Below are 19,280 nucleotides of genomic sequence, written 5' to 3'. Positions count from 1 at the left end.
GCTGTGGCTTTTGCTTCCCGATTTCAATTGAAGCGCTAAGCTGAAAATCCGGCACGCAATTTTGACCTAACGATTTCATGCCGGGCGAGGGGAGGGGCCTCTTAAAGCCCTGACGCCTTTGTCAGATTGGTGCGGAAGCGGTCGCGCCGCCGCTGATATTTACGCGTCATCTCCGCCGAGGCGTGACCCAGCTGTTTCTGAACATACCGCTCCTCGATGTCGGCTGAGGAGGCAAGGCCGGCGCGCAGCGAGTGGCCTGAGAACAGCAACGCACGTTCCCCTTCCGTAAGATCGGAACGGACGCCTGCGGCGAGTGCGGTCTGCTTGACCAGACGGGCGACATGTTTGTCGGAAAGCCGCTCGACGTCGACCGTCTTGTTGTCCTTGAAGATGCGGCGGAAGAGGGGGCCGCGCGCAATCCGGCCGAAGCGGATCCAGCTCTCGAGGGCTGCCACGGGGCAGGTCTCGCTGGAGGCGCCGCGGCCGACCTCGACCTCGCGCCATCCGGTTTTGCCGCGCAGCGTCACCAGGACGCCTTGGTCGGGAAAAATCTCGATCCAGCCATGGCCATCGCTCTTGTCGTCGCGGACAGCGTCGAGGCCGGCGATCTCGGAGCGCCGCAGGCCGCCGGCGAAGCCCAGGAGCAGGATGGCCCGGTCACGCAGGCCCCTCAGATCGTGGCCGAGGGTGTTGACCATCGCCTTGATGTCGTCGCCAAGCACGGCCTCCTTCTGTCGCGGCGGCTTGGCGTGCTTGCGGCGAATGCCGGCGAGCACCGTCGCAATATGCCGGTCGGTGCGATCCATCGGCACGCCGCGCTGGGTAAAATTCCAGGCGAGGCCGGAGAGACGTCGCTCGATCGTCGCCACCGAGAGGGCAGGGGCACTGCGTTTCGGGTTTTCGGCAGAGATGCCCGAAGCACAGGCGCCGATATAGAGGCCGATCACCTGGCTTGAGGGGGGCAGCGGTTCAAAACCTTCGCGGCGGCACCAGGCGGTGAAATGCCGCCAGTCCTTGGCGTAGGCATCGCGGGTGTTTTCGGAACTGGCGGCGTTGGCATAAGCTGTCGCGGTCTCGACCAAGGCTTCCAGCCGCGCCGGGACACGGGGTGTCGGCCCGGGGGCGGGAGGTGAAGCGCCCAATTCGCTGCCGGGATCGACGACGTTGGTGCTAGAATCGTCGATTTTGGGCGTGTTTGCCGGGGGATTTTCCATGGTTCGGGATGCTATCACTTTATGTCCGGTAATGGAAGGTTACCGGACATAAAACAGTGTTGACGGGCCGTGCGGTTTCGGCAGAACCGCATGGCATAAACTGCACGCTTCGATTATGCTCGGCAGCATGGATTCGCGCTCCCGCTCGCCTCTCGTCACCCCAGTTCCGCCCACGGCCGTGCCGCCCCTGCCGGCCTGGGTTTTGCCGCGCGGCGGCGAGCTGGGTGAGGCGGACGCCGCCTTCGCCGCCGGCATCGCCCTGAAATCCTTGGACGATCTGGTGCGCACCGAACCCGCTTGGGCCGGCTGCTGGCGTCAACGGCTGGCGCTCAGATGCGCGCAATCGGCGGTGCAGCTGATCGGCCGCACCGAGAGCGAACCGGCCTTGCGCGATGCGCTGCTGCTCACCACACCCGACGACGATCCCGGACCGGCCGGCACAATGGTTTTGGCCTTCCAAAGGCTGGCGGCGAAGAAGCGGACGATCGGCAGCAAGGTTCTGCAGGGGTTGGCGGCACTGATCGGCTTGCGCCGCGACGGCCTGGACGAGCTCGCCGATCTGTTCGACGCCGCGCTGCAGTCGCCGCGCACAGCACCCTTCGCCGTCGCCGAGCTGGTGGCGAAAATCTGCGCCGCCCGGCCCGACGCTGAAATCCTCGCCTGGTGGTTGGCCGATCGGCTGTTGGCGGAAAAACTCGGCTGGGCGTGCGGCGTGCCGCTGCTGATGGCCGAACGCTATGGCGCCGCATTTAAGACGATCGGCGGCCGCGGACGGGTGCGGTCCGGCGAGCCTGGCTTTGCGCGGGCAGTGTGCCTGGCGCTCGTGTCAGGGACGACCGAGGCCCTGCGGCAGGCCAATGACATCGGCCGGCGCGCCGAGGCATTGCTGGCGGCGGCGCCGAAGGTGCGGACGAAGGGCGCCGGTGTCGTCTTCGAAAAGCTGCTCGACGAGGATGCCGTGCCGGCTTCCGCGCCCGGCAGCGATCTTTCCCGCTGGGCGGCGACGCGGCTGTTCGAGCGGCTCGAGAGTTTTGGCGCGGTGCGCGAACTCTCCGGCCGCACGTCCTTCCGGATTTTTGGATTGTGACGATGACCGGATCGGGGGCAACCAGGACACATCGAGGAAGGAAATCGAGGTCGGAGGATGAAATCCTCTATGACCGGGAACTTGAGGATCTACCGCCGGAGCTGCGCTGGCGCGAATGGATGCTGAGGGTGGAGGCGGTCATTTTTGCCGCCGTGGAACCGGTTAGCCGCGAGACGCTGGCGCGGGTGGTCGGAAAGAGCTGCAGCATCGAGCTGCTCATCGATGATCTGCGCGAGGACCTGCGGTCGCGTCCTTATGACATCGTTACGGTCGCCGGCGGCTGGCAGCACCGAAGCCGCTCGGCCTATGCGGCCGCGATCCGCGCGTCGCAGGCGCCGACGCGGTCGTCTCCGGTGTCGCTGTCCGAGCACGAAGCCGCGGTGCTGGCGGCCATCGCCTACCTGCAACCGGTGACCCGCGGCGAGCTGTCGAAGATGTTCGGCAAAGAGGTGAGCCGCGACACGATCGCCAGTTTGCGCGACGCCGGCTTTCTTGGCTCCGGGCCGCGCAGCCCGACACCCGGCGCGCCCTATACTTATGTGACCACCAGGCATTTCCTGTCGGCGTTCGGCCTCGAGACGCTACGCGATCTTCCCGACCTCGAACGGTTGGAGGACGCGGGACTGCTCAGCCGGCAGGCGCTCGAGGGGGATGCACTGCCGATGCGCGAGAGCGAAGCATCGGAGAACGACTGATTCATCCAAGAGCTATGTTTCGGCCTGTCTCACGCCGATCGACGACGTCGACCACGCTCCATCACACGCGCATACGCTCCGAGCAGGGCGGCCACGTCCACGGGCTTTGGCTGGACAGTCGTCTTAGCCTGGCGTTCCCGGAGTTCTCTTCGTTTCTCGAGGCAGTCCGCAAAACGCTCGATGAGCCTCCGGTGGCCCTTCGCCGCCAAGATCAGAAGTCGCCACTGCGCGGCTGCCGTTTCGTCGCCGGCCGTCAGCCAGTCGTCGTCCGGTCGGTTTGCTGCCCACGCAATGCAGTGCGCCCGTGCCGCCGTGGACAGGCTGATCAGGTTCGCCGTCGAATAGATGCCATCGGGCAGGTTCAAAAGGCGTCGAATGAGCGAACGGCTGGATGGCGTATTTCTCATCCCTTCCAATCGACAGATGTCGTCGATGCAGCGATCGAGTTGTCTTGCCGCTGGACTGATGCCAATTCTCGATGCGCGACGCAGGTCGTAGCCACAGCGGGCACAGTAATGTTGCGGCACCAGTTCAGCTTGGTCAAAGACCGCGATGCAGCTTTGGCAGGACGGACATCGGTCGCGCAATCGACAGCTATGTTTCGAGCATGAAACCCGGGTTGCCAGTCGCCATCTCCGCCGAAAATAGGGCTGTGCATCCTCGGCGAGACAGTAAGAACAAAACTGCAGCCAGGTTGACTCTGTCCGATGTCCGCCGTTGCGAAGCGGCAGCAGAAGCTGCCTCGGCAGGGCGTGCGGCAACATCATCGCCGCCAGCTCATCGGGCGCGATACCGGTGTTGGCGCTCAGCAGCTTTGCGATTTCACCCGGCAGCCGGAAATCAAGGGCTGGCGACCACATTACCGCATTGCGCCGGAGCACGCGAGCGAAGGCTCGCGGCGGAACACCATTGGCATGTGCAAGCCGGTGTAGCCAGCTCGACAGCAACTCGTCTGCCTGGGGCACGACGGTGACCGGCCAGCGGTCGGACGCGACGTCACGATAGTGTTCACGGATGCTGATCGTCGGTGCAGGCGCGTCGACCGTCGTCATAGAAGGCTCTCGCGCAGAGCCGCGTTGCGCCGCTTAGAAACCGGCACGTGGCGGAGCTCGTCGATGCTGGCCTTGCTGATGCGTTCGGTTCCGGATCCAATCGCCGCGACGGCCGCCTTGGTGACGATGGTGACGATCTCGCCGATCAAGCCTTCCGAGAGGCTGAATATCCGACGCGCCAACGGCTCGTTCGACAAATCGGAGCTTTTGGCCAGCGGCAATGCGGCCTCGAGACTGTCGAGCAGCATGAGATAGTTTTCGTCATACTGCCAGCGTGGGACCGCGACCAGCTCGAAGCGGCTCGCCATCTCGCTGGTGGCGTTGATGAAATCGCAGACGGCCACCTCGCCGATCAGCACCGGCGAGATGTCGTACTGGCGGCCGATCCGCCGCAGGAAGGCAAAGACGGCTTCGACGTCGCGGGCACGGCCCCGCAGCGCATTGTGGAACTCGTCGAGAATCAGCACCTTCGGCTTGAGGCTCTCCAGCAAGTGGTCGAGTTGCTCCGCCTTGCGACCGACATCCCACATATCGCCGCCGGGAGCGCGCAGCGCCTGCAGAATACTGGCATAGAAATGGCCGAGGCCGGCGCCTTCGCGTGTCTGGACCATCCAGACTTTTTGCGCGGGCGCGGCTCTCAGGTGCTCGACGGCGAAGCGTTCGGCGATCATCGTCTTGCCGTTGGCGTAGGGGCCGACCAACATCAGCCCCTGGGTTCGCAAAGACGGAGGTCGTTCCAGGAGCTCGGCCAGCCGCCGATGGCTGTCCTGGGCGACATGATGCCCGATCCAACGGGGTGCGCGGATATAGGCGATCCGCTCTTCCCGATCACGGCCGAGATATGGCCGGACATGCTCGAGCAAATGATCCGACATGGCTACCAATCCTCGACCGGCAACCGGCTCTTTTGGCGCGGCGGATGCTCTGCCGGTAGAGGCGCCGGCGGCCGCATGACCGCATAAGGCTTGTCCGCTGTGGCGGCATGTGCGCTGCGGACAGCGTCGCGCAACTGGCGCTTGGAAGCCTTTGCGGTCTCCGCTATGGCTGCGATCTCGCGGCGGACCGCCACCTTCTCGACGTTTGAGCGTCGATTGGTTGTGCGCCGACGGGTGCGCTCGGCCGCATGTTCCCATAGGGTCACTGGCGACAACTGGCCATCGCGTCGCTCGACCGGCCGAAACTGTCTTGTTTCCGGGTCGCGGACATAGACATGACTGATGTCGCGGGGATCGTATCGCACCTCGAGCTTTCCGAGCCGGTCCCGCTCTGGAACGAAGACGCCCAGCCACGCCGAATAATAGTGCAGGGCGAACATGCTGATCCCTTGCGGCGACAATTGCCTCTCCGTTCTTGGTAGAAACGACAGCAGCACGCGTTGCGGATCGTCGCCGAAGACCGGCAATGCCGAACCGTTGCGTTGCCATTCGGTCAGCGGCACCTTCAGGGTCTTGGAATTTTCCTGCAGATTGTGATCGATCACGGCCAGCGCGACGCAGCGCTCGAGATCGGCGAAGCTCAGGCAGGCGCGCCGCTCGGATGGATATTCATCGCGGTGGGCGACGGAACGCCCCGAGGAGCCCGGATAGGTAGCGAGAACTCCGTTGACTTTGCCCAACAGCCGTTCAACCACGCCGCCGTGATGGACCCTGCCACGATCGCGGGGGCGGATCCGAATGCCGTAATCCTCACAGCCTTGTTGGAATGCATGCCCCTTGAACTCCATCGCCGAGTCCGCGACCAGCAGCCGCGGTCGACCGAACATCGGCCAGGCGTGATTGAGATTGCGCGCGGCAAGCCATGCGTCTTTCGGACACATGGCCTGGGCGAGGCATAGCGCGACAGACAGCACCGACGGCTTCTCCAAGGTGAGGCAGAAGCCGAGGATGGATCGTGTCGCCACGTCGGTGATGACAGTCAGGTAAGGGCGGCCGACGAACACACCAGCCCCGTCAACAACCTCCACGAAATTGATATCGGTCGGCGTATGGTCGATTTGGCAGACGGCGAGCGGGTGCGGCGCATGGATATAGCCGGGTCGCGGCTTCAGCCGCAAAAAGTGCTTCGGATTGGCCGAACGCTTCTTGGCGATCTCTTCAGGCGAAAACAAGACCGGGATGCGTCGAGCGACCGTCACATAGGACGGCACGGCAAGACCGGCTTCCTCGCAGCGCGCGCGGATCTCGTCGACCACGGGAGCAAGTCCGGTCGGCTCGAGCGTCAGCCACTTCTCCCGAAGTGTGGTCGCGATGATCTCCTCGATCTGTTCCGACAGCCGTTTGCGCCGACTGACCGCAGTGCGAGGCAGCAGGGCCGTCACCGTCCGATCGGCGCGATATCGGGCGAGGAGATTGTAGATTTGCCGTGTGGTTAGGCGCAGTTCAGCCGCCGCGCGCGTGATGGTAGCCTGCCTCGGGCCGCGACCGTCGAGGATCTTGTCCAACTCGCGGGCAATGCGACGCGCCATCGACCACTGCTCGTCCGAGATCGGGCGATCCGCCGGCAAGGTTCGATCGTGAAATCGCTTTGGCAAGGGGCTTCATTTGAAATCGTTAGCGAAAAATCGACACCGATTTAGCGTCTAAACCTAACGCCTGTATGACATTTTCCGATTTGAAATCCGAAAGTAAAAGCCACAGCCGCTTCGGCGCTCGCGCGCCTCGACGAGCGCATCGCCCGTTCGCCGGTCGGCGCCGGTTGGATCGAACGATCGCACTATGTCGACGCCTGCGCCTCGCTGTGGATCGACGGCGAGCTCGTCCACCTCGAAGACCTGGTGCTGCACGACGCCCACCTCGACGTCCGTGCGCCCACCCATGAGCTGACCATCGCCACCGATGTGCTGCGTAGCCGCCGACGGATCACAGCGCAGCCAGCCGCCTGGGCACTGAGCCCCGAGGGGCTAAGGATACTCCGTCGTCATGGAGACGATATGACACCCGGAGCTGGCGGGCGAGGCAGCGCCGAGGTCGCCGAGGGCCAGCCCGCGTTTGCGCCGAGCGGGGAGGGGGCCGACGTATCCGATCCACTCGCCGTACAGCTCGCCGCAATGGACGCGGTTCTGGCCCGGTCCGATGCGGCGCTGACAAAGGCGAGGGCGCCGGCCTCCATTGCCTCCCCCGAAAAGGATCCGCTGGTCTACGATCTCGATTGGAATGAGGACGAGAGGCTGGAGGAATGGGGCGTTGTGGTCGACGAGACCGAAGGTCTGCCGCCGGTGCTGCGCGCGGCGCTGTTGCTCGACGCATGGAACGATCTGCAAGTCCTGCAGCACGCCTCGTGGCTTGGCCGGCTGCTCGCCGCCGCCACGCTGCGGCAAGAGGGGCTGACGACGGCGGCGCATCTGGCCGCGATCAATCTCGGTCTCAAATCCATCCCCGTCGAGCGTCGCCGCCATCGCGCCCGCGACACCCGGCTGCTGGCAATCGTCAACGGGATGATCGTGGCAGCAGAATTGGGTCTGAAGGAGCATGACCGGTTGACGCTAGCGCTGACGATGATGGAGCGGCGGTTGGTCGGCCGGCGCTCGACCTCCAATCTGCCGGGCCTAATCGAGTTGGTGATGTCCCGGCCGCTGGTCTCGGCCGGCATGGTCGCCGAGACATTGAAGGTGACGCCGCGGGCGGCGCTTCGGATCGTCGCGGAGCTGGGGCTCAGGGAAATGACGGGGAGGGGGAGGTTTCGGGCATGGGGAAATCTTTAGCCGAATGTGCGAGCCCATTGAGACGGAAAGCTGATGCGATTAGGCGAGAATTTTTCAAAGGTAACACCAGATAGCGTTTGCGCCACGATCTCCTGAAGCGAACTAGCTTGCCACGTGACGTTCATATACAAACTCGTCGCTCGAACGACCTTTGAAGTAGTCGGCCTGCTTCGTTATGCCAATTTGCTGAAAATCAAGCGCTTCGACCAGCTTTCTTGAAGCGGTGTTCAGTGTGTCCATTTCAACCCTGAAATGGCGAACATCGCCAGCGGCGATTAGTTCGTTGATCACTGCGTTACATGCTTCCTTTGCGAAACCCTGTCGTCGAAACGGATGAAACGTCTGATACGCGAGCATTGCAGTGGCGTCGGTCGGTCGCACAGTAGCCTGCACAAAACACACATAGGCCCCATCGGCTTTCAACCTTCCAAACCAATTCAACCATAGCTCGTTTTCGGGAGCTTCGGATAAGATAAACTTGTATCGTTGGATAAGTTCATCGACTTTCACAGGCGGATCCTGAGGTACATAGACATAGAGCTCGGGATCTCGCAACTTGTCGAAACAAAGAGCGGCATGCTCGGTGCGGAGTGCTTCGAGCACGAGTCTTTCCGTTTCGATTTCCGCGCGCATCAATCCCTGCATTCAATTACACCCAATCCGACAAATTTCATAATGAGGTCGGCGGAAAGCATCTCGCCTATCCCAATATCCTTCAATTGTGTCCAGGCTCTGGCGGTAAGGAGGAAAGAGTATTCGGCATCGCTGAGTTGATGCACGTCAGTTTTACTATGAACTTTGAATTTCATTTGCCCAAACTGGAAGTCGGTAGAAAGCTTGGCCGAAGGAGCGAGCCGCATTGAAAGGTTTTCGTTTGTGAGGAATTTTGTTGATCTGGTGATCAGTCTGTTTTGTAGTAGTAAATAGTCGACGTCAGGTGATCTGATGAATAGCCGGATAGCATCTTCAGGCTTTTCACAAATAGGCTCTCCCCTCGTATTGAGGGAGGTGTTGACGAGAATGGGTACCCCGCTAAGTGCACCAAATTCACCCAGCAGTTCCCATAAAGCGTCATCCCAACCAGGTTCCAAAATTTGTGCACGCGTTGTTAAATCCGGATGAAACAACGCCTTCAACGTCTCGGTGAAAGGCGGTCGGAGCCTGTGAGTGTAACTCATATAGTGGCTTTGGCAGGGGCCGGTAAGCAGCCGCATGAAATCGGCCGATCGAACAACGGGTGCAACAGGTCTCCAGGACTGCCTTCCTTTAATCCCGTTGAGTCGTTGCTTTGAAGATTCAAGTAATGGCGATGCGAGAAAACTTCTACCCCCCAACGCCCGTGGCCCGAATTCGGATGCACCATGCCAACGGGCAAGCACTGCTCCGTTCAGCAGCAACTTGGCCAGTCGGGGCGCAGACGCGTTTTCGTCTAGCACGTCCAGGAAGTCTCGGTATTGGTGGACGGCAGATGCCTGCTCATCGTCTCGATATATCCGTCCAAACCGGTCGGAGGACTGGACTGTCGAAAATGGGAAGTGCCGACCAGCCAATTTCGACTCCGCGTAGATTGCGCATCCGATCGAAATTCCAGCGTCATTAGGTGCGCTCGGCACATGATATCCCTCGAACAGACCAGAATCAGCAATGGCCGAGTTAGAAGGAATATTCATGAATACCCCACCTGCGACAGCGAGAGTGTTCAGACCAGTACTCTCCTTTGCCTTTTCTGCATAAGACAGGAGCGCTGACTCCGTGGCCCGCTGAGTAGCACGAGCAAGGTCGGCGTGTTCTATCGGATCGGATGATCGACGAAAGCGCGTCTGCCAGTCGTTTCGAAAGACGGGAAGCGAGGAAGGAGACTCTTGTACAAGGTCGTCCTCCGACACACCGGAATTAGGACTTCCCAACGAAGCAAGTGCCATCAATTGCCCGTACGCGTCGCCTCCTCCAAATACGAAACGTGAGACGTTTTCATAGAGAGATGCAACTGACTGAACCATTACGTCGGACGCAATGTGCGGAAGCGTGTGGCCTTTTTCGACTGAAGAGAGACCGTTTTCCCGACCAACGTAGATTGAAAAATTCTCTGATCGAAGTGGGACCGGTGAAACTCGTTCGGTAACGATCTTAAACCATTCACGAAAAGGCAGCGCGAAATCTAGGCCATCCGCTGTGGCCGAGCCTGCGAGGTCAGCAATCAGGACGGCCGCGCTAGCCCATCCTGACGTTCCGAACGCATGGTAGGCGTGGGCTAGATGATGTGAGATCACGTAGTGCCGCGGATCGAACGGATCGAATAGCGAAAATCGCTCGGCGATCAAATGATGGCCAAGGCCTTCGCCACACGGGCCGGCCCCCTGAAACGACGAGCAAATGAAATCGAGGTCCGCGAGGTGAACCCCAGCCGCATCGAGACAATACCTTACGGGCAGCTCGTCGTGTAGCCCAAAGCTGAATTGATGCTTCTGGCGAGTCAGGCGCTCTTTTTGTATCGCTACCAAAACGACTCCGTCTCTGAGAAGAGCGCACGAGGCGTCATGGCCTAGATGAATTCCCAAACAAAGTGCCATCTCAGAGCCGCGCTGCCTTGGGAGAAAAGCCGACCGTCAAGATGGAAATGCGCTCCCCTTCTTTCAGTTTTTCTCGCGCGTGGACCAGCGCGGAGCCATCGAAGATCACGATTTCCCCTGGCTTCAAGAGAAGCCGCCTCGGCTCCGCAGCATCCTCATAGAGGACCAGATGGGAGGGATGCTGCACGTAACAATGTTCGAGCATCAAGAGTACGTTCAGGCTGAACATATTGGTATCGAGGTGTGGAGGTATGCCGTCACCGGCCGCGAAGTAATAGACGAAGCTCGCAACTCCGGTTGGTAGAGAGCCGGGCGAAACCTCCTCCATCAGTTTCGTCAATTGCTCAGATACCGAGAAGGCGTTTGCTTGAATCGAGCCTGGGTGAAAATGATGTCCCGCAGCCCGTGTTGCTCTGCCCGATAGGCTCTCCGCCTCAACGCGCAGGTCGCGCAACAAATCAGCTGACATGAAAGAGGGGCGGCCTCTCCACAGGAGCCTGCCTGATGAAAATCTTTTGAGTCCAGCGACAATTGCTTGGAACGCAGCGTTTTGCTGTTTCGTTCTCGTTTCGCCTGGCAACGGCGCAAGTTGAGACACCGCTTGACACAGCAATGCTCGAAGATTGTCCAGGTCCGCTCCAGAGCCAACCGTCTGCAACAAGGTTCCTAAGGCCTCGCCCAGACTTTTCGCAGGCACAAGATGTGTTTCAGCCATGGTTCGAACCTCTGCTATCCTGAAGATTCCGTCTCGCTAAGATTCATCGCTTTCCTCAAGACCCCCAACCAGCGCTGTGGAACTGAAGCGACATGCCCAGTTGCAGCATTTGTGACCACGACGCGATCATCATTTTTGAAGAAGTCGACGTGACAGTTAGCTCTTCCGCTCGGATTTGCGAAAGGCGCCGGTATTTCCTGCGCGAGAAGCATCTTCATCCGTGCATTATGTTGACTCACAAAACGGCTGAATTTTTGCAAAATGTCGAGCCGCTCCGCTTCAGTCATCGAAAGGTCCGCATACCCAATGTGATTGCTCGCGAACTGAGCTTGGCCCGATGTTATTGGAGAGAGTTGCAGCTTTAGTCCGAAATGATCGGGGGAGCGTCCGACTTGGCTGGATTTCGTGGCTTCGAACGGAAATAGCGACAGTTCTCCCATCAATATTTCATGCGCCCGAAAATATTCTAAAGATTCAATGGCTTCTCTGTATGTTGTCGTGGGAAGGTCTGGAATGATGTTTACAGTCAGCTCTAGGCCAGCTGCCTTTGCATGATGCAGGAACGCAATGTTTTTCTCGCGTGTCCCAGCTTTTTGGACGAGCGCCAGCACCCTGTCAGTCATCGATTCCATCCCGATCACCAGATTTCGACATCCAGCCTTTTTCATGAGCCTAAAGAGGTCTTCATCGAAGCGGTGGTCCACCATGGCAAATGATGTCCACGTCACCGCCAGATCCCGTCGCAGAATTTCGGAGCTAACTTTTCTTGCGAATGAAGGGGGAATGGATTCGGTCACCAGGACGAAATCGGTCAGCCCAGTTTCTGCTACCTGGTATTCTATTTCGTCGACGAAGTTCGAAACTCGCCGTGTGCGATACGTGGCGCTGCCTTCATAAAGTTCGATGAAATCACAGTAAGCGCATTTGCCCCAATAGCAGCCCCTCGCCTGGGTGATCGCCAGGGAGGGTCGATGCAATCTGCCGAGCAGCGCTTTTGAATATCGGGGCATCGGTAGCGTATCGAGCGATGGTCCCGGCACGAGCTTGGTAACCTTGAGACGACGTTTTTCCAGAAAGCTTGCGTTCGGTATGTCACGAGGCTCAAAATAGCCGCACGTCATCGAGCGTAGGATCGCTCCGATCGCCGGCTCGCCATCGTATTGAACAATAATACTCTCTTGCGGCGCCAGACCCAGAAAGCACTCTTTCTCGCCTTCTTCCATAAGGCTCATCGATGGACCGCCGAAAATTACTGGCTTGGATGATCCGCTGGCTGCCAAACACCGCGCCAGGACGAGTGCAGGAATTAGCTGAGGACCCATTGGCACGGAGATGGCAAACAGGTCGATGTCGTCTAACTCCCCGAAAGAAGCGATCCATGCTTCAAAAAATCTACGGTAGGCCCGGCATATGCCGGAACCTTCCAAGAAATCACTGTCAATGGAGGATATGGCGACGTCGATACGGCATTGTTCGGCGAGAACCCCCAGCATGGAGGAAAGCCCTCCCGCGCCTGATCTCTGCCGCCCGTCACCTGTGTAAAGCTCGCTTCGGTTTCGCCTGAGGATCCGAGCATATGCGCAGATCTGGCTGGTCGGATCCACGGACTCCCCGTTGAACAATCTGCCACCACCGACTTCGGAAAGATTCGAATCGGAAAGTAGCGCATCGAGGAATTCGGCGTTGAGATCGACCTGCAAGACATCAGCACCGAACTTTTCAATCGAACTCGCCAAAACGGGAAGCGAGGGATAGTAACAGCCAAAGTTGGTTTCAACGAAAGGCGGAAATAGCAAAAGCGTCTTTAGTTTCTGGCTCATCAAGATAGCTTGAATAAGAGGACCAACAAGATGACAGACTCCCCAGCGCGCAGTTGTTCCCTCCCGTGCAGCACTTTCGATCCTTGGAAGATCGCCGCCTCTCCATTCTCCAGATCGTAAAAAATTCGGCCGGCCTCCGGTGCAACGAGCATCAGGCGGGAACGCGGTACACCGGGCAAGCTATCGTGCCGAAGCATGATGACGGTGCTGAGAGAAGATGCCGGATCGTCCAGATGAAGATCCAGACGGTCGCCTTCCTCATAATAAGTGTAGGTGGCAAGCTGGAGGCGGAAAGGCTGGGCTGGGTCTGAAACCAAGGTCTTTAAATTCGTGTTGGACAAGAACGCCGTCGCTATCGGCCCAATGTGATGAAGTCGACAATGATTGTTTACGTGGGCTTTTGAGCGAAGCAATTTTGCTTCAGAATACAAATTTTCAAGAATCTCATTGGTAATCGAAACCGGCCGTCGACGCTCGGGCGCCACCGAGTCCTCCAACAACGTACCTGCAATGGTTGCAAGCAGCTGAACGTTTGCTTCACACGCCGTTTGGTCCGCTATCGGGCCTGTCCCTGCGGCCAACGACAATATGGTCTTCAGATGCATCGCTTCCTCGAACGAAGCACTTGCAATGAGCTTGCTCAGCTTCGACGAGAGAGAGTTGTCTCGTTCCACCTTGGGGTCACCTTAGTGTTGCTCCACGCCTTTCGATACCTACTTCGGAGCGGGCTATTCGTTCTTTTCCCCTGAGAGATCCTTTGCAAGATCGACATAGGCTTTACGCATGTCTGCAGAGCTGTGCACCGACATGGATTTTGCGAACTTCATATCTGGTGCACCCTCGTCGTGGGCATCCAAACTCTCTGCGTGAGATGCTGCGGATTGTAGGATTTCCTCCAAAACCGCCTTCTCCTCCGGATCTAACGTGCCATGAAGTTCTTTGATTTTATCCACTAAGCCTGGGAGCGCAGCTTCCAGGTTTCCTGCAGGTTTGTCGCTGTCAGCCATCGCAATATCTCCCAGAATTTTCAGGTTGACGGTAGTCACTCACGAAACAAGAAAAAATAGGGGCGAAGTTCTATACTCAGGACGCCGATGCAATAATAGCGACAGAGTACCGCTCTCTTCTCGCCTTTAGGTTAAGCAAAAGTTCTGAAACTGGCAAGCGAATTTACTTCTCCCTCAAGCCCAGCTCCTCGACGATCCTGAGCGCCGCCCGCGGCGTCACCTTCAGCATCTCAGCGATCATGCCGGCCGGCCAGGCGCCGCTCCATCATCTGCCTGGCGAGCGCCAGCCGGTCATGCTCCTTGAGGCCGAGTTCGGCCGCCGCAATGATCCCATTCGCAGATAGGGCTCACGTTTTGTATGCGGTCACATTTTTCCATCTAGGCCGCGAAATCAATCAGAGAGCCGATGTCGCGTACCTTACGATCGTTCGCCAAGTAAGCAATGCCTCGATGGAGATGAAGTCGGAATTGCACGGCCAGCTCTTCATCGTTAATTGGTATACCGTCGACGACGCAGCGCTGCTTAAGTAGTGCAAGATAGAGATCAGCATGACGCCCACCGAAGACTCGCCAAGACATCTCGACATTGCTGTCGGCAGGAATCTTTGCTGGGGGCGGCACTGATTTTTCAGCTAGAGAACGACAAAATGCCCAGCGACACAGGATATTCCAATGTTCAATACCTGTGTGGCGTTTTAATCGAATGAGTTGCTCGCGGGCCTGCTTGGACAGTCGGATGTGCTCGATTATCATCAGGCGGCCTCCTCGTGAAAGTATCCAGTCTCTACGATCGTCCGGCCCTCCACCTCATTGAATCGAAGATGGTAGCAGCGGCCGACATAGGGCAGAAGCGCCTGGTAATCGGGACCGCTTAGCTCTTTGTCCGTCGACAGCAGCATCACCTGGTGGCTCGCCCAGGGGAAGTAGCGGCTCACCAGCCGCGAACGATGCTCTGAGTCCAATCGACCAAGAGGAGTATCGATCACGGTGGGCAATGGACGCCCGGAAGCACGTGCCAACCCCCAAAGGATTGCGATGGCCAGAAGCTGCCGCTCGCCAGCCGATAGCCGCTCGGCGGTTAGAGCTTGCCCATCACCCCCCCGGAGGGAAAGATGAAATTTCACAGGATCAATTGATAATCCCGTGAGAAGGGTAGCTTTCCGCGCAAGTTGCTGAAAACTGTCAAAGACATACTGCTCGATGCGCGAAACGTGTCGGGCGATGACAGCCGTTCGAAATTGCTCAAGTGTTGAGCGGACACGCGATGAATGAGCGAGAAGCCGGGCAACGTCCTCTTGTTCAAATTTCTGACGGGCGACGTTCTCAAGCAATCGTGCCTCTTTAGCCCGTGCTGCTTCGAGCTCTCTCTCGAGCCGGGAGATCTCATCATCACGTTTTTTCTGTTCGAACTCCGCAAGCCGAACGGCGTCCTTTGCCGCCTCGCGTTGGGAGATGAGTTCGGCAACCGATGCTTGGCTCGGTACTGCGGCAAGGGTGCCCTTGAGCTGCTCGGAGTTTGATACCAAGTGTTTATGCTGGGAGAGCAACTCTTTCGCTTGCGCCTGAACATCCAACAGGCCTGTGGTCGCGATTGTTTCTGCCATCGCGCTGGTCGTATTGTCGAGATTGAGATAGCGCGGGCCGTCCGCCTTGCTGCGATACGCGTCGAGCCTCCGTTGAAGATGGTTGCTAATTTCCTCTCTGGCCTCAGATGAAAGGCCAAGGATTCCGTCAAGTCCGAGGACTTCATTGTATTCGGAAGCCAATATGTCGGCGGTCTGTGCGCTACGGCCCCGCTCCTCCTCGAGCTTCGCTTGGATGGCAACGTCGGAAATCAAGTCGGCGACGAGTGCAAGGGGAAGAGCCCCGCCAGCAAGTTCGCGCAGCGAGCGCTCCACAGCATCTTTACCGCGGCTTGTCACGGCAAGCTCGGCTTCAAGCCGACCCCTATCTTCGAATAGCGCTCCACCTTCGCGCTCGTATCTCTGATCCAGCTCAAGCGAGCGCCGCTTGGCTTGGTCCATATCGTTGAGGCCGGAGGCGCGTTCACGGAGCAGACGAGCGCGGTTTGTCACCAACGACTGGATATCTTCCCGTAGCGCATTCAGCTCTTCAGCTTCAGCTGGCGCTGCCAGGTCGCTCTTCCTTTTCTTTTCGATTGAAACGAGGTCGCTACCGAGACGTTCCACGATGTCTAGGCCCAGAAGATTCTGGATTGCCGTTCGTATCAGAGCGGGCGCCTCTTCGAGATCGGCATACTTTTCGACTTTCTCACCGTCGAACAGAAACAGGGGTGCGATGCGCGCAGGAATAAACTCTTCAACCTGAGTGCTCCAATGCTCGCTCGCGGCTTTGTCGAAGACCTCGTCTCGAAAAACCTGAAAGCGCTCTTTGACGGTGTCGTTGGCTGTCCAGGAGCGGGACAGTCGCCACCTCTGTTCGGAACCATCAACAGTGTGTCTAAAGCTAACTTCGATACCAGCCTCCGACGAAATTGCTCCTCTATGGACGGATCGCCGCAGAAATTCGTCATAAGCGAGATCAGCTCGCCCTGCACATTGCGCCACATTACCGAAGAAGCACAGCTGGAGGGCATCGAGAAGCGTCGTCTTGCCGCCGCCATTCAAGCCGCCAAAGAGTATGATTGGGCGTTCAGCTGACTCAGGCGTCAACGTGATTGTCTGGCGCCCGCCATAAGTCCCAAAGTCATGTAGAATTATTTCGTCGAGGATCATATCGATTTCATTTCCTCGTCCAAGGATACGAGACCGGGCAGCAGAGGCGATGAATCCTCATCGTCCTCGATAGCTTCTTCACCGTCGTAAAGCTCGTCCATGATGTTGCGCCGCCGCAAGGCTGTCTGCTCGGCTTCTTCGGCGCTGTCATATGAACCGCGCCTCAGCGATTGCTCCAACGCTTTGAACAAGCCAGACCGACGAGCCATTGTCCGGTGCTGTCGCTCGATATCGAGCAGCTCACGGGTTAGCTGAAAATGAAGCTCATCCTCCCCGCAGATCTCCCGCAAGATGTCCATTTCGGCGCGGCCAAAGGCGAAGCTATCGTCTAAGCGACCGTCCGGAAACGGTTCACCAAGGACCTCTTCGTATATCCGGGGCAGACTGTCTTCTATCTCATGCTTTTCGACCACCCAGAGCCGGCGGATCTCTCGTAGCTCTTCCAACGAGATCAGCTTGATGTCGGAGACGCCGGACGGCCCGTTTTTCTGAATATGGCGTTGAGCTTCGAGAACCTTGCGCAACCAGCGCTCGCGGGAGGCTTGCAGATAGGGTCCGTGGACAAGACGGTCGTTGTGAAGCTGCAGCGCGCCTGTCATTTTTCGGAAATCCCGCAGATGGCGGTCATCGCGCTTTCCGGTCTCCGTATTGCGGACGTCCAACTCATTCCGCAACTCAAGGAGCGGGAGCATCCATTCCTTTTCGACATCGTTCTGAATCATGGCGGTCATCGACTTGTCGCGTTCGACCATGGTGCAAACCCAGCAGCCAAATCGGCTGTCGCCGCAGCTCGGCGTCGATGCATCGATGACGAGCGGGCATTCGCCGTCTGCTGACGCGCCCTGGTACATCGTCAGCAAATCTTTATTGTCGAACCCCCAAGGGTTTCGCACCTGCATCAAGAACGTCCAAACGTCGTCGTTGGTCCAATCCTCGATAGGGGAGTAAACGTAGGAATTGGGCAGCTTGCCATTGGGGCTCAGCTTTTCTCGCACGCGTTTGGTCTCGAAGCGCTCCATCGCCTTAGCGCGCGCCTGGCTCTCTGCCTTTCTCGTCCCCAACACCACAATGGCTTCGCCGCTTGCCTTCACAACTCGGGAGATGAAGCGGTTCGATGGGTTAATCTTCAGTCTGTCGGTGCACCAACGGAATTTTGGTCGAGGCGCCGGGTAACCACGCCCGATCAGGGTCGTCCAGAAAGACTCCGAAGCATCTGGGGTCAAACGGTTGCTCGTCAACGGAAGGCCACCTTTCGCTGCAGCCTCTCCCATCTTGTCAAGAGAGCGGGCAACCCAAGCCGCAACGATAGGGTTCTCGACGAGAGTATCAGTGCTGATCACATAGACCGGCTTCAGTCGGACAGTGGGATCGAGACGGGACAACGCCATCCAGACCAGCTGTAGCGTTGCGGTAGAGTCTTTCCCTCCACTATACCCGACGACCCAAGGCGTGCTGTCAGCCTGATACAGTGCGCAAATCTCGTCAAGAAGCGCACTGATCGTACCTCTTAAGCCGAGGGAGCTGAATGCGGACGGCTTCGTGGTTCCTTTGCCTTCCAAGTCAAGCTGCATGCGCGTGCCTCCTGAAAGCGTCTTCAAGTGATTGCTCGTCAGCTGAGAGTGGTAAACCGAGATGCGACTTAATCACGTTCGCGGTGAGCGTGACGCTCTGATGGGTCTTCTGCATGCGGCCTGCGATGACTGCTCGCCCATCCCAGATATCGGCGGAACGCCTCCAATCAATGGAGGTCAGACGAGGTAACGGATCTTCCAGCGTTTTCTTTTTCGTCAATTTGAGCAGAGAATTGCCCACTCGCCCAAGCGCATGGAGTGCCACGCTATGCGAGTTGATATAGGTGTCGCGTAGCGCCCCTGAGGTCATGGCGCCGCATCGGACATCGTCCCAATGGGGCATTTGCTTGGCGACCGCGCTCCAAAACCCGGCGGCTGCATTATCTCTTTCATCGGGACTCTCGAGCTCGAAATCCACGAGCAGCGCTTCAGTGGCTGTATAGAACGCACTCAGCGTGAAAAGAGCTTTCGATCGCGGAGACAAGCTCGTTCTTTCGAACTCAACCAACTCGGCGATGGACGGAAGCCGGGTTAGCAGCAGTTTGGAAACGACCGCCAACTCATCTCGATGGTCGAATAGGAGGCTCAACGAGCGGGAAGGTCGAACCGCGTAACGATTGAGATCGGCGAACATCTGTTGGCACCGCTCGAGACCACGATCGAAGAATAGCACCACAGCAATCGTTTCGTCAGCCAGCTCAGGCGCTTTTTCGAGCGCCGCCTCGATCGCTGCTCGACGGTGCTGGCCATCGTTGATGATGATCTTCGACGTCTTCATCTGAACACGCAACGTGCCCGTGAGGTCATCGCCCGGGTTTGGTATGAACTCGGCGTCGCCGTCTATTGAGGCAGTGATGGCAGAAAATACGTAGTCGTCACGGTTTTCAATAAGATAGCGCGTTATTTCCGGCACGCGCCCGCGATTGAGTTGGCGCTGCGACCGCTGCTCCGGCGTCAAACCTGATTCGTTGAAAAGGAAGATCTTAGGCACCAAGCCGAGAGGACACATGGAGATATAGTACTCCCGCCCAGCCTGTATCCCACGAACGGTGGGAAACTCCAGAACAGCTTTCATAACGACCTCAAAAGCGCTTCCATTATGTGTGGGATCGTA

The 19,280-nt window shown here is 58.4% G+C and carries 16 protein-coding genes and 2 pseudogenes; 3 read left to right on the top strand and 15 right to left on the bottom strand.

Features of this window, described 5'->3' with window-relative positions; all coding sequences use genetic code 11:
* Positions 1–101: 101 nt before the first annotated feature.
* On the bottom strand, positions 102–1,214 hold the full coding sequence (locus tag AS026_RS03150; protein ID WP_028748910.1) for a tyrosine-type recombinase/integrase: 1,113 nt from the start codon (positions 1,212–1,214) through the stop codon (positions 102–104).
* 127 nt (positions 1,215–1,341) lie between these two features.
* Here AS026_RS03150 and AS026_RS03145 point away from each other — a divergent pair, with 127 nt between their 5' ends.
* Positions 1,342–2,301 carry a DUF1403 family protein gene (locus AS026_RS03145; RefSeq protein WP_028748909.1) on the top strand — a complete coding sequence of 320 codons (960 nt, stop codon included), beginning with the start codon at positions 1,342–1,344 and terminating at the stop codon, positions 2,299–2,301.
* A gap of 2 nt (positions 2,302–2,303) precedes the next feature.
* Positions 2,304–2,996, top strand: a complete 693-nt coding sequence (gene scpB, locus AS026_RS03140) for an SMC-Scp complex subunit ScpB (RefSeq protein WP_051321166.1) — start codon at positions 2,304–2,306, stop codon at positions 2,994–2,996.
* A 29-nt stretch (positions 2,997–3,025) separates the two neighbouring features.
* Here scpB and AS026_RS03135 read toward each other — a convergent pair whose 3' ends face one another.
* The 3 genes from AS026_RS03135 to AS026_RS03125 are packed head-to-tail and all read right to left on the bottom strand — an operon-like array spanning position 3,026 to position 6,512.
* The gene (locus tag AS026_RS03135; protein ID WP_028746974.1) at positions 3,026–4,048 is read right to left on the bottom strand and encodes a TniQ family protein; all 1,023 of its coding nucleotides are present in this window, start codon (positions 4,046–4,048) and stop codon (positions 3,026–3,028) included.
* A complete protein-coding gene (locus AS026_RS03130) occupies positions 4,045–4,923 on the bottom strand; it encodes a TniB family NTP-binding protein (protein ID WP_028746973.1) in 879 nt (292 codons plus the stop codon). Before AS026_RS03130 ends, AS026_RS03135 begins: the two co-directional genes overlap by 4 nt.
* Positions 4,924–4,925: 2 nt before the next feature.
* Positions 4,926–6,512 (bottom strand): Mu transposase C-terminal domain-containing protein, encoded by a 1,587-nt coding sequence (locus AS026_RS03125; RefSeq protein WP_235777076.1) that lies wholly within the window; start codon positions 6,510–6,512, stop codon positions 4,926–4,928.
* A gap of 171 nt (positions 6,513–6,683) precedes the next feature.
* Between AS026_RS03125 and AS026_RS03120 the strand changes: the two are divergent.
* Positions 6,684–7,748, top strand: a pseudogene (locus AS026_RS03120) (RHE_PE00001 family protein); the annotation flags it as partial.
* 102 nt (positions 7,749–7,850) lie between these two features.
* Here the strand turns inward: AS026_RS03120 and AS026_RS03115 are convergent.
* The 11 genes and pseudogenes from AS026_RS03115 to dndB all read right to left on the bottom strand — a co-directional run bounded on the left by AS026_RS03115 (position 7,851) and on the right by dndB (position 19,241).
* The gene (locus AS026_RS03115) at positions 7,851–8,393 is read right to left on the bottom strand and encodes a GNAT family N-acetyltransferase (protein WP_081687992.1); all 543 of its coding nucleotides are present in this window, start codon (positions 8,391–8,393) and stop codon (positions 7,851–7,853) included.
* Positions 8,381–10,318: a carbamoyltransferase C-terminal domain-containing protein gene (locus tag AS026_RS03110; protein WP_051321142.1), complete on the bottom strand. Its 1,938-nt coding sequence runs from the start codon at positions 10,316–10,318 to the stop codon at positions 8,381–8,383. Before AS026_RS03110 ends, AS026_RS03115 begins: the two co-directional genes overlap by 13 nt.
* Before the next feature lies 1 nt (position 10,319).
* Positions 10,320–11,033, bottom strand: coding sequence for a 2OG-Fe(II) oxygenase (locus AS026_RS39120; RefSeq protein ID WP_131815270.1), 714 nt, complete (start codon positions 11,031–11,033; stop codon positions 10,320–10,322).
* A 14-nt stretch (positions 11,034–11,047) separates the two neighbouring features.
* Entirely contained in the window at positions 11,048–12,853 is a 1,806-nt protein-coding gene (locus AS026_RS03100) for a B12-binding domain-containing radical SAM protein (RefSeq protein WP_028748373.1), read from the bottom strand.
* A complete protein-coding gene (locus AS026_RS03095; protein ID WP_028748374.1) occupies positions 12,853–13,527 on the bottom strand; it encodes a hypothetical protein in 675 nt (224 codons plus the stop codon). The genes AS026_RS03100 and AS026_RS03095 overlap by 1 nt, the downstream gene beginning before the upstream one ends.
* A gap of 54 nt (positions 13,528–13,581) precedes the next feature.
* Positions 13,582–13,860: a hypothetical protein gene (locus tag AS026_RS03090; protein WP_028748375.1), complete on the bottom strand. Its 279-nt coding sequence runs from the start codon at positions 13,858–13,860 to the stop codon at positions 13,582–13,584.
* A 163-nt stretch (positions 13,861–14,023) separates the two neighbouring features.
* Positions 14,024–14,198 (bottom strand): annotated as a pseudogene (locus tag AS026_RS39115) (helix-turn-helix domain-containing protein); the annotation flags it as partial.
* A gap of 40 nt (positions 14,199–14,238) precedes the next feature.
* Positions 14,239–14,613: a DNA sulfur modification protein DndE gene (dndE, locus tag AS026_RS39110; protein WP_028748376.1), complete on the bottom strand. Its 375-nt coding sequence runs from the start codon at positions 14,611–14,613 to the stop codon at positions 14,239–14,241.
* Positions 14,613–16,595, bottom strand: a complete 1,983-nt coding sequence (dndD, locus tag AS026_RS03085; protein WP_028748377.1) for a DNA sulfur modification protein DndD — start codon at positions 16,593–16,595, stop codon at positions 14,613–14,615. The genes dndE and dndD overlap by 1 nt, the downstream gene beginning before the upstream one ends.
* A complete protein-coding gene (dndC, locus tag AS026_RS03080; RefSeq protein WP_062368618.1) occupies positions 16,592–18,166 on the bottom strand; it encodes a DNA phosphorothioation system sulfurtransferase DndC in 1,575 nt (524 codons plus the stop codon). The genes dndD and dndC overlap by 4 nt, the downstream gene beginning before the upstream one ends.
* The gene (dndB, locus tag AS026_RS03075) at positions 18,156–19,241 is read right to left on the bottom strand and encodes a DNA sulfur modification protein DndB (RefSeq protein WP_081687995.1); all 1,086 of its coding nucleotides are present in this window, start codon (positions 19,239–19,241) and stop codon (positions 18,156–18,158) included. The genes dndC and dndB overlap by 11 nt, the downstream gene beginning before the upstream one ends.
* Positions 19,242–19,280 lie beyond the last annotated feature (39 nt).

It is taken from the genome of Rhizobium altiplani (assembly GCF_001542405.1).
GTDB lineage: Bacteria > Pseudomonadota > Alphaproteobacteria > Rhizobiales > Rhizobiaceae > Rhizobium > Rhizobium altiplani.
The sequence above is the reverse complement of the archived record's forward strand: the minus strand, read 5'-3'. Positions and strand labels throughout refer to the sequence as shown.

Bases quoted from the DNA above. Each gene is read 5' to 3' on its own strand.
- AS026_RS03150 (WP_028748910.1), bottom strand. From the start codon at position 1,214: ATGGAAAATCCCCCGGCAAACACGCCCAAAATCGACGATTCTAGCACC.
- AS026_RS03145 (WP_028748909.1), top strand. From the start codon at position 1,342: ATGGATTCGCGCTCCCGCTCGCCTCTCGTCACCCCAGTTCCGCCCACG.
- scpB (WP_051321166.1), top strand. From the start codon at position 2,304: ATGACCGGATCGGGGGCAACCAGGACACATCGAGGAAGGAAATCGAGG.
- AS026_RS03135 (WP_028746974.1), bottom strand. From the start codon at position 4,048: ATGACGACGGTCGACGCGCCTGCACCGACGATCAGCATCCGTGAACAC.
- AS026_RS03130 (WP_028746973.1), bottom strand. From the start codon at position 4,923: ATGTCGGATCATTTGCTCGAGCATGTCCGGCCATATCTCGGCCGTGAT.
- AS026_RS03125 (WP_235777076.1), bottom strand. From the start codon at position 6,512: ATGGCGCGTCGCATTGCCCGCGAGTTGGACAAGATCCTCGACGGTCGC.
- AS026_RS03115 (WP_081687992.1), bottom strand. From the start codon at position 8,393: ATGCAGGGATTGATGCGCGCGGAAATCGAAACGGAAAGACTCGTGCTC.
- AS026_RS03110 (WP_051321142.1), bottom strand. From the start codon at position 10,318: ATGGCACTTTGTTTGGGAATTCATCTAGGCCATGACGCCTCGTGCGCT.
- AS026_RS39120 (WP_131815270.1), bottom strand. From the start codon at position 11,033: ATGGCTGAAACACATCTTGTGCCTGCGAAAAGTCTGGGCGAGGCCTTA.
- AS026_RS03100 (WP_028748373.1), bottom strand. From the start codon at position 12,853: ATGAGCCAGAAACTAAAGACGCTTTTGCTATTTCCGCCTTTCGTTGAA.
- AS026_RS03090 (WP_028748375.1), bottom strand. From the start codon at position 13,860: ATGGCTGACAGCGACAAACCTGCAGGAAACCTGGAAGCTGCGCTCCCA.
- dndE (WP_028748376.1), bottom strand. From the start codon at position 14,613: ATGATAATCGAGCACATCCGACTGTCCAAGCAGGCCCGCGAGCAACTC.
- dndD (WP_028748377.1), bottom strand. From the start codon at position 16,595: ATGATCCTCGACGAAATAATTCTACATGACTTTGGGACTTATGGCGGG.
- dndC (WP_062368618.1), bottom strand. From the start codon at position 18,166: ATGCAGCTTGACTTGGAAGGCAAAGGAACCACGAAGCCGTCCGCATTC.
- dndB (WP_081687995.1), bottom strand. From the start codon at position 19,241: ATGAAAGCTGTTCTGGAGTTTCCCACCGTTCGTGGGATACAGGCTGGG.